The organism is Agathobaculum sp., assembly GCF_034098985.1.
Taxonomy (GTDB): Bacteria; Bacillota; Clostridia; order Oscillospirales; family Butyricicoccaceae; genus Agathobaculum.
This window is the reverse complement of the sequence record NZ_JAXEOA010000030.1, coordinates 179,244-187,100: the sequence shown is the minus strand read 5'-3', so window position 1 is coordinate 187,100 and position 7,857 is coordinate 179,244. Positions and strand designations below refer to the sequence as shown.

General features: G+C 62.5%; 8 protein-coding genes. 6 read left to right on the top strand and 2 right to left on the bottom strand.

Annotated elements, in window-relative coordinates:
* Positions 1 to 95 precede the first annotated feature (95 nt).
* A complete protein-coding gene (locus SO058_RS11080; protein ID WP_320843058.1) occupies positions 96 to 794 on the bottom strand; it encodes a zinc ribbon domain-containing protein in 699 nt (232 codons plus the stop codon).
* 62 nt (positions 795 to 856) lie between these two features.
* Positions 857 to 1,759, bottom strand: coding sequence for a helix-turn-helix transcriptional regulator (locus SO058_RS11075; RefSeq protein WP_320843057.1), 903 nt, complete (start codon positions 1,757 to 1,759; stop codon positions 857 to 859).
* Positions 1,760 to 1,896: 137 nt separating this feature from the next.
* Here SO058_RS11075 and moaC point away from each other — a divergent pair, with 137 nt between their 5' ends.
* From moaC to SO058_RS11045, 6 genes are all read left to right on the top strand, one after another.
* Entirely contained in the window at positions 1,897 to 2,382 is a 486-nt protein-coding gene (gene moaC / locus SO058_RS11070; protein ID WP_320843056.1) for a cyclic pyranopterin monophosphate synthase MoaC, read from the top strand.
* 102 nt (positions 2,383 to 2,484) lie between these two features.
* Positions 2,485 to 3,153: a GntR family transcriptional regulator gene (locus SO058_RS11065; RefSeq protein ID WP_320843055.1), complete on the top strand. Its 669-nt coding sequence runs from the start codon at positions 2,485 to 2,487 to the stop codon at positions 3,151 to 3,153.
* Positions 3,154 to 3,282: 129 nt separating this feature from the next.
* Positions 3,283 to 4,290, top strand: coding sequence for a 1-aminocyclopropane-1-carboxylate deaminase/D-cysteine desulfhydrase (locus SO058_RS11060; protein ID WP_320843054.1), 1,008 nt, complete (start codon positions 3,283 to 3,285; stop codon positions 4,288 to 4,290).
* A 5-nt stretch (positions 4,291 to 4,295) separates the two neighbouring features.
* Positions 4,296 to 6,545, top strand: a complete 2,250-nt coding sequence (locus SO058_RS11055; RefSeq protein WP_320843053.1) for a xanthine dehydrogenase family protein molybdopterin-binding subunit — start codon at positions 4,296 to 4,298, stop codon at positions 6,543 to 6,545.
* Positions 6,542 to 7,393, top strand: a complete 852-nt coding sequence (locus SO058_RS11050; protein WP_320843052.1) for an FAD binding domain-containing protein — start codon at positions 6,542 to 6,544, stop codon at positions 7,391 to 7,393. Before SO058_RS11055 ends, SO058_RS11050 begins: the two co-directional genes overlap by 4 nt.
* Positions 7,393 to 7,848, top strand: coding sequence for a (2Fe-2S)-binding protein (locus SO058_RS11045; protein ID WP_320843051.1), 456 nt, complete (start codon positions 7,393 to 7,395; stop codon positions 7,846 to 7,848). Before SO058_RS11050 ends, SO058_RS11045 begins: the two co-directional genes overlap by 1 nt.
* The last annotated feature ends 9 nt before the right edge of the window (positions 7,849 to 7,857 follow it).

The window sequence follows — 7,857 nt, the reverse complement described above, 5'->3', positions numbered from 1 at the left end:
CCGGCGGGGGGCTGGGAATGGCCGGGCAGGGCGTGGGCCTGCTGTAATAATTGAAAACGACGCGCGGGGGATTTTGGCCGCGGCGCTTCTTCTATTTACTTGTTCCAGCGTTTGAGCGTCGGGAAATACTCGAGCATCATTTTACGGGAGGCCTCTTTATCGGTGTAGAGCTTCTCGCTTTCCGGCATGTTCAGGCAGAAATCGATCATCTGCTCCATCGTGCAGTCGGCGGTGAACGCGCCGTCCTGATAGCAGTAGCAGCAGTAATCCGCGTTTTTCGAGCCGTCGGCGTTTTTGCCGTACTGCTCTTCCCTGGTCATCGGCATGCCGCACGACTGGCAGATGTCAGCCAGACCGATGTAGATGTTGATATCGGCCTGCATATCTTCGCCGCAGTTGGTATATTCCTCGAAGTCGACGCCGAACGCGCGAGGCAGCTCGGTCTTCCACACCTTGTCCCAAGCCTCTGCGGTCGAGGCGCGCACGTCGCCCCGGAAGCTGAATTTGGCGTACTGGCCGGCCGGAATGACGGCCTCGACAAACCCCTCCGGGCAGTTCCGGCTTTCGCAGGCGGCGATTACGTCGTAGCTCATTTCCTCCCAGTTGTAGTTTGTGTATAGGCCGTAGACCGGCGCATCCTCGCCAAGGCACTCGAGCTTTTCGCAGGCGCCCCCACACATAAAGTCGTTCCACAGCTTGCCGATTTTCTCCGCGCAGTCTGCGGCGTTGTTGGCGGTGCGTGTGCCGATGCCGACAACGCGCTTTTCCTCCACAGTAACGATCTCGTAATTCATTTCATTCATCCTTTCCTTTGTTGTGACACCATCATAACGCGGATAACCGGACAGGGTGTGTCCTATTTCCGATACTGTTTTAAAATATTTTGCGCCGCGCGGGCGACATAGGCGCGCGCGCTTTCCGGGGCGATCACCTCGGCGCCCTCGCCGAACGAGAGCAGGTAGCCGCAGCCCCACTCGCCGACCGGCCATTCGCACTCGACCAGCAGCGAGCCGTCTTCCTCGCGCGTGATACGCGCGCGGTCGAACTCGTCATACACGCGGAACGCGAGCGGCGGCGCAAAGCGCACGGTCAGCCGCTCGAGCGGCACATCATCCTGCGCGCTGTCGATCTGGGGCGGCTCGCCGTGCGGCGTGTACGTTTCCTCCAGCACGCGCAGATTTTCCATGCGGGACAGCCGGAACGTGCGGAAATCCTGCCGCGTCCGGCAAAAGCCCTGCAAATACCAGCCCATCCCTTTGAAGCACAGTTTAGCTGGTTCGACGGTACGGCGGGTCGCGGTACCGTTTGTGCCATAGTAATCAAAGCGCAGCACGCGGCGGCTTAAAATTGCGTCCCGCAGCAGGGCAAACGATTGCTTTCCCCCCGGCCCGCTGCCCCACGAGGAAAAATCGACGTCGATCCAATCGGCCGTATTGCGTCCAAACAGCCCGGAAAGCCGGGAAAGCACGGCGGTCTCGCTGCCGAGCCCGGTCGCGCGCAGGCTTTGCAGCGCGTAGAGAATTTCGTCCTGCTCGCGCGCGGACAGGAGCGATTTGGATAAAACAAAGTCATCCAGCAGCCGCACGCCGCCGCCGCGCCCGCGCGCGGCATATACCGGAATGCCGGCGGCGGACAGCGCGTCGATATCGCGCCGCACCGTCCGCTCACTGACCTCGAGCCGCCCGGCCAACTCGCCGACCGTTGCGCTGCCGCGCTCGAGCAGCACATATAGGATCTCAAACAATCTTCCGCTTTGCACGTTCTCTCACCTCATGACCAGTATAACATGAAAAGCGGCCACAAGATGTCCGCTTTTTCAGAAATCATAAGTTGACAGCATGAAATTTATTCTATATAATCGATTATACTTAAAGAAGGCATAGGGAGGCGGAAAACATGGAATTGACGCATTTGGACGAAAACGGCGCGGCGCGTATGGTCGATGTCGGCGGCAAGGATGTGACGGCACGCATGGCGCGGGCACAGGCGGAGATTGTCATGCAGCCCGAGACGCTGCGGCTGATCCGCGGCGGCGAAATCAAAAAGGGCGATGTGTTTTCCTGCGCGCGTATTGCCGGCATTATGGCGGCGAAGCGTGCATTTGAGCTGATCCCGATGTGCCACCCCATCCCGATCGACGGGGTATCGGTCGACTTTGAGGTTGTCGGTGAGACGCGCGTGCGGGTATATGCCGAGCTGCGCTGTACCTGGAAAACCGGGATCGAGATGGAGGCGCTTACCGCGGCGTCCGTGGCGGCGCTGACGATTTATGACATGTGCAAGGCGGTTGACCGGGGCATGCAGATCGAAGCGGTGCGGCTCAATGAAAAAAAAGGCGGAAAATCGGGCCATTTTATCAACAAATGTGACAAAAACGGATAGTAAAAGGCTTTTTTCGTTGACAAGCCTGGTGCGCAGGCATAGAATAACAGTAATAGCATGCAGTTTTGAAGTACTGCAGGGCAACAGGGAGAACAAGAGCGTATGGAGTCCATTCAGCCAATCAAAAAACGCGCGCTGTATCGCGACGAAATTAAGGAAGCGATCCGTCATGCGATTTTTTCAGGCGAATTGCAGCCGGGCGACCGTATCGTGGAAACACGGTGGGCGAAAGACCTCGGCGTTTCGCAGTCGCCGGTGCGCGAGGCGATTCGCGAGTTGGAAATCGTTGGCTTAATCGATAATATTCCGTATCAGGGCTCGTTTGTGCGAAAGATCACGCGAAAGGATGTGCGCGATTCCTATTTGGTGCGCATGGCGCTTGAGCAGCTCGGCACGCAGGATGCCTGCCGCCTGATTACGGACGAACAGCTGGACAAGGTCAAGGAGAGCTTGGACGGCATGGAAAAGGCGGCCGCTGTGCGCGATTTTGACGCTTATATCCGGTATGACGTCGATTTTCATGGCCGCATCATGCGGGTCTCGCCCAATGAGATGCTGCTGCGTCTGTGGGATCAGTGCAATATCCGGGAGTGGACACATTTCGGAACCCAGTTTTCCGAGCAGACACTGGATTCTCTGGCGATCCGCCACGAACGGATCTACAAAGCGCTCGCAGCCCGGAACGAACAGGCCGCGCTGGAGGAAACCCGAAAACATATTGCCGAGTTGGTTGAGGAGTTGGACCAGCGCATGGAAGCAGAGCAAAATTAACAAAAAGACGGCGCATTTTTTGGAAGTGCGCCGTCTTGTTTTTTATCCGGGAACGCTTGACGGCGTGTGGAAGCGGTGTTACATTATTGTCATGACAGACGTGACAATAATAATTAAAGGAGACCGATCATGAAATTTTCCTCCATCCCGCGGCGGGGCTATGTACAGCAGCCGACACCGCTGCAAAAGCTCCCGCGCTTTTCCGAAGCGCTTGGCGGCGCGGAACTCTGGATCAAGCGCGACGATTTGCTGCCGTTCGGCGGCAACAAACTGCGAAAAATGGATTATTTAATGGAACAGGCCGTGCAGGCGGGCGCGGACACCCTGATCACGGCGAGCACCAACCAGTGCTGCCACAATGGTATCCTGCTGCTGCTCGGCAATCGGGAGGGCATGAAAACACAGGTCATTATGGAAGCGTGGGGCGACCCCTCCTACCGGTTTGAGCAATCGCCCGAGCACGCGCTGTACCGTCTCGCGGGCGTTGAGCGCGTCGAAACAGTGACCGAGTTGCCCGCCGGGCCGGTGGAAAACATGCCGCTCGCGCAGCGCATGGCGGAGGAGGCGCGGGCAAAGGGCCGCACCGTCTATTTCATGCCGCGCGGCGGCGCGGGCGCGCTCGGCTCATGCGGCTATGTCGGCGCGGCGCTCGAGCTGGCCGAGCAGTGGGGAGAGGCCGCTCCGGACGCGGTCGTCTGCCCCTGCGGCCTGGGCGGCACGCAGGCCGGGCTGACCGTCGGCCTGCACATGCTAGGGAGCAAGACGCGCGTCATCGGCATCGGTGTGACCGGTAAAAGCGAAGCCGAGATGTGCGCCTCCGTGCGCGCCCAGTGCGATGAGCTGACCGCGTTTCTCGGCCTGCCGCCCGTGCCGGAAGCGGCGGTGCGCTGCGTGGACGGCTACGCGGGCGGCGGTTATGCCAAGCCAAGCGCGGAGCAATACAAGGCCATGCAGCTTCTGGCGCAGACCGAGGGCGTGCTTACCGATCCGGTGTACTCGGGCAAGGCGCTGTACGGCCTTGCGGGACTTGTCCGGTCGGGCGAGCTGCCGGCGGGCAGCCGCGCCGTGCTGGTGCATACGGGCGGCATGAACCTATATTACGATTATCAGAGCTTTGCGCCGTTTGAGAAAGGATGACGATGATGGAGAAAACCGGATTTTGCCGCGCGGACGTGCTGGAAAAGCTGACCGGGGCGGCAAAATACGCGGACGACCTGTGCTTCCCGCGCATGCTGCACGCGGTCACGGTGCGGAGCCCGCACCCGCGCGCGCGCATCCTGTCGGTCGATGCGGCTGAGGCGCTCCGGATGCCGGGTGTCGCCGGGGTGTACACAGCCAAGGACGTGCCCGGCGTCAACCAGCAGCCGGGCGATAAGCCGATGCTTGCGGCGGACGTATCCAATTCGGCGGGTGACGGCGTGGCTGTCGTCGCGGCGGAGACGCGCGCACAGGCCGAGGCGGCGGCGAAGCTGGTAAAGGTCAAATATGATTTGCTGCCCACGGTGTTTGACCCGGAAAAGGCACTCGAGGACAAAACGGTCGTCCTTTATGGAGAAGATAACCTCGCCTGCGAGCACATTGTCCGCAAGGGCGACGTGGACGCGGGCTTTGCGGGAGCCGATATCGTGCTCGAACGCACCTATACGACCCAGCGCATCCAGCATTCGGCCATCGAGGGGGACGTGGCGGTCGCCGTGCCCGAGCACGGCGGCATCACGGTCTACGCGCCCTGCAAATTCCCGTTCAATATCAAGAAAAGCCTCGCCCGCACGTGCGGCCTGCCGCAAAACTGTGTGCGCGTCATCCAGCCGGCGGTCGGCGGTTCGTTCGGCGGCAAGGACATCGATATCGTTGTGGTCGCCACGCGCGCGGCTACCGTTGCACTCCGCACCGGGCGGCCCTGCAAGATGGCGTGGACGCGCGAGGAGTGTATGCTCGAGGGCACCAAGCGCCACCCGTTCCGGCTTGTCTACAAAGTCGGCGCGACGCGGGACGGCAAAATCACCGCCATGCAGATCGACGGCGTGGCGGACGCGGGCGCGTACCGCTCGCGCAGCCTCGCTACCATCTGGCGCGCGGCGGTCGAAGCCGCGGGACCGTATGAGATCGAAAACGTGCGCACGCATATCCGCGCGGCGTTTACCAACAATGTGTATTCGGACGCGGTGCGCGGGTTCGGTTCGCCGCAGGTCGATTTCGCTTCGGAATCACTGATCGACGAACTGGCCTGTGAGCTGGGGCTAGATCCGCTCGCGCTCCGCCGGAAGAACATGGTGCGTGAGGGGTCTACCGGCGCGACCGGGCAGACGCTCACACGCGTCAGCCTGCCACAGTGCCTTGAACGGCTCGAGCGGGAGTTCCCGCTCGGCAAGCCAGAGGTCACGCCAGAAGGCAAATACCGTGCGCGCGGCATCGCCTGCCTGCACCGGGGCGAATCCTACGGTGCGGCCGCGCGGGACGCGGACGTGGCCGGCACCGACGTGCGCGTGCAGGCGGACGGCAGCGTCAATATTTATACCAGCATCAGCGAGGTCGGGCAGGGGACGCACGCGGTCATGGCTAAGGTATGTGCCGACGTGCTCGGCGTGCCGCTCTCCCGCGTGACCATATGCCCGGTCGACACGGCATACGTCCCGGACAGCGGCGCGACCGCGGGCTCGCGCGGTACGATATCGGGCGGCAATGCCGTCCGCCTCGCGGCAGAGGCCGTGCGGGACGGGATGGCGAACGCCGCTGCCAAGGAAACCGGCGCTGCTGCGGAGGATATCGTGTTTGCGGACGGTAAGCTGTCCGCAAACGGCGAAGCGCTGATGACCTTCGGGCAGGCGGCCGAGCTGTGCGCGCTCACGGGCGTCCGCACCGACGCGCACGGGCAATGGGTCGCGCCGCGCACGAGCTGGGATTTTGAGCGTGCGCAGGGCAAAACCTATTATGCGTTCAGCTATGGTGCGGCGGGCGCGGAGGTCGAGATCGATCCGGTGACCGGCAAGATCGAGGTGACCGACCTGCTGTGCCTGCACGATATCGGAAAAATCGTCAATTATCCGGAGGCCTGCGGGCAGATCGCCGGCGGCGTCGCCATGGCGCTCGGCTATACGCTGACCGAACAGGCCGAGCCGGAAAACGGCGTTTTGAAGACCCGTAATTTCAACACCTATCTGCTGCCCACAATGATGGACACTAAGGGCGTGCGCGCGCTGCCGCTTGCGGAAGAGCAGGCGGAAAATCCGCTCGGCGTGCACGGCGTGGGAGAAGCGTCTACCGCGCTGGTCGCGCCCGCGGTGGCGAACGCGGTCTACCGCGCGCTGGGCGTGCGGCTGCGCGAATTGCCGTTTACACTGGAAAAGGTGCGTGTGGCGGTCGAGCAGGCGCGAAAGGAGGAAAAAGCATGAGCACGTTTTACCAGCCCGCCGCGCTCGGAGAGGCGCTTTCGCTGCTGGCGGGCGCAGACCGTCCCGCCGTGCTCGCGGGCGGCACGGATATCGTAGTCGCACGGCGCGAGGGAAAGCGCGCGGACACGGCGTATCTGGATATCACCCGGATCCCGGAGCTGCGTGAGACCGCGCAGGCAGAGGGCGGCGTGACGCTGGGCGCGGCAGTCACGTTTTCCGAAATGGAAAACAGCACGGTGCTGCAAACGCATTTCCCGCTGCTTTGTCAGGCGGCGGCCTCGGTCGGCTCACCGCAGATCCGCAGCCGCGGCACGGTTGGAGGCAACGTGGCTAACGCCAGCCCGGCGGCAGACGTCGCGCCTGCGCTCGCCGCGCTGGACGCGGTGGCGCTCGTGCAGAGCAAAAGTGGTGCGCGGCGCGTGCCGGTGGCCGAATTGATCGAGGGCGCGGCCAAGACCGCGCTCGATCCGGGCGAGCTGATCGTATCGTTTTTCATCCCTGCGCTGCCGCCGGACACCCGGCAGGGATTTGACAAGATCGGCCGACGGAACGCGCTTTCCATCGCGCGGCTGAACGGCGCATGCGCGTTGACCGCGCGCGGCGGAAAGATCGCGCAGGCGCGCCTGTGCATCGGTGCGGCGACCAACCGGCCGCACCGCTTTGCGGAAGCCGAGGCGCTGCTTTGCGGCCGCGCGCCGGACGAAGCGCTGTTCGCAGAGGCGGGCAAGCTTATATCCGCGGCGATTTTGGAGGAGACGGGCACGCGCGCGTCGAGCGTTTACAAGCTGCCGGTCGCGGCGGAATTTACCGCCGCGCTGCTGCGAAAAACATGGGAGGAGGGCATTTGATGAAACTGCGGTTTACCCTGAACGATCAGCCCGCCGAGGTCGAGTGCGACCCGGCGATCACGCTGCTCGACCTGCTGCGCGAGCATCTGCACCTGACGGGCACCAAGAAAAGCTGCGGCGTGGGTGAGTGCGGCGCTTGTACGGTCATTGTCGACGGCGACCCGGTCAACTCCTGCCTGTTTCTTGCGGGGCAGGTGCAGGGAAAAACAGTCTATACGGTCGAGGGGCTCGCGGAGGACGGCGAGCTGTCCAAACTGCAAAAGGCGTTTCTGGACAATCACGCCGTACAATGCGGCTTTTGCACGCCGGGCATGCTGATGAGCGCCAAGGCGCTGCTGCTGCGGAACCCGCACCCGAATGAAGACGAGATTCGGCGCGCAATGTCGGGCAACCTGTGCCGCTGCACAGGCTATGATTCTATTGTCCGTGCCGTGCAGGCGGCGGGCGAGGCATGAGAAAAGCGG